Below are 1,021 nucleotides of genomic sequence, written 5' to 3'. Positions count from 1 at the left end.
GCCGTTGCCGCCGTGGATGTTCTTGACCGCGGTGTCGAAATTGTCGTTGCCCAGGACATAGGCCTGGTCATTGCCGTCGCCCATAGTGCCGGTATCGGCGCCGGAGCCCATGTCCCAGATATCGTTGCCCCTGCCGCCGGTGAACTGGTCCGCGCCGGCCCCGGTGTGGAAGGTGCCGCCCTTGTCGTTCGTCTCGACCGTATCGGCCCCGGACCCTGTCCAGACTTCGCCGAACGTCTCGAAATTCCTGACCTTGCCGAAGGCGCCGAGGTCCAGCGTGTTGGCGACCTTGATGTCGAGGCCCGTATCCGCGCCGGAGAGGTCAAAAGAGACGGTATCGTTGCCATCGCCACCATCGATATTCTGGATGCCGGAGCCGCCGTCGAGCACATCATTGCCGCCGCCGCCCTTGATGACATCGTCGCCGTCGAGGCCGTAGATCGTGTCATTGCCGTCGGCGCCGGCAATGAAGTCGTTGTAGATATTGCCCCAGAACTGCATCGACTCGACGCCGGTGACAAAGACGGTGTTGATGCCGTTGACCTGGGCAGTGCTGCCGCCCTGCAGCAGGCTGAAATTGATGGCGGTGACGCCGCTATAGGTCGTGTGCGAGAAGTCTATCTGAACATTGTCCTTGCCCGCGCCGCCATCGACCACGTCGCCGGTGTCCGGTGACTGGATGATCAGCACGTCATCGCCGGCGCCACCATTGAGCGAATCCTTACCGACAAGCTGGTTGCCGCTGCCGCCAATGCTGTCGCCGAGGTCGACCAGCCGGTCATTGCCGTCTCCGCCGAGCAATTTGTCGCTGCCGAGACCGCCGGTGAGCACATCGTTGCCGCCCTGGCCCTTCAGCGTGTCGTCGCCGGCATAGCCGTACATATATTCGGCGGCATTGTTGCCATCCATCGTGTTGTTGTCGCYGTCGCCGTACCAGGTATTGCCCGTATGCGTGACTGTCATCGTCGCCTCCCTTGGCCGCGCGGCCATGCCCGATCAGAGAATGAAATCGTTCTTGTCG

The 1,021-nt window shown here is 62.3% G+C and carries 1 protein-coding gene; it reads right to left on the bottom strand.

Translation table 11 applies throughout. From position 1 onward, the window contains the following. A partial coding sequence (locus AC1D0P_RS26050; RefSeq protein ID WP_477679369.1) for a calcium-binding protein occupies positions 1–963 on the bottom strand: 963 nt, incomplete at its 3' end. Positions 964–1,021: the final 58 nt, after the last annotated feature.

The organism is Polaromonas sp. P1_G2, from assembly GCF_056405515.1.
Note: the sequence above shows the minus strand (reverse complement) of the source record. Positions and strands in the feature narration are given on the sequence as shown.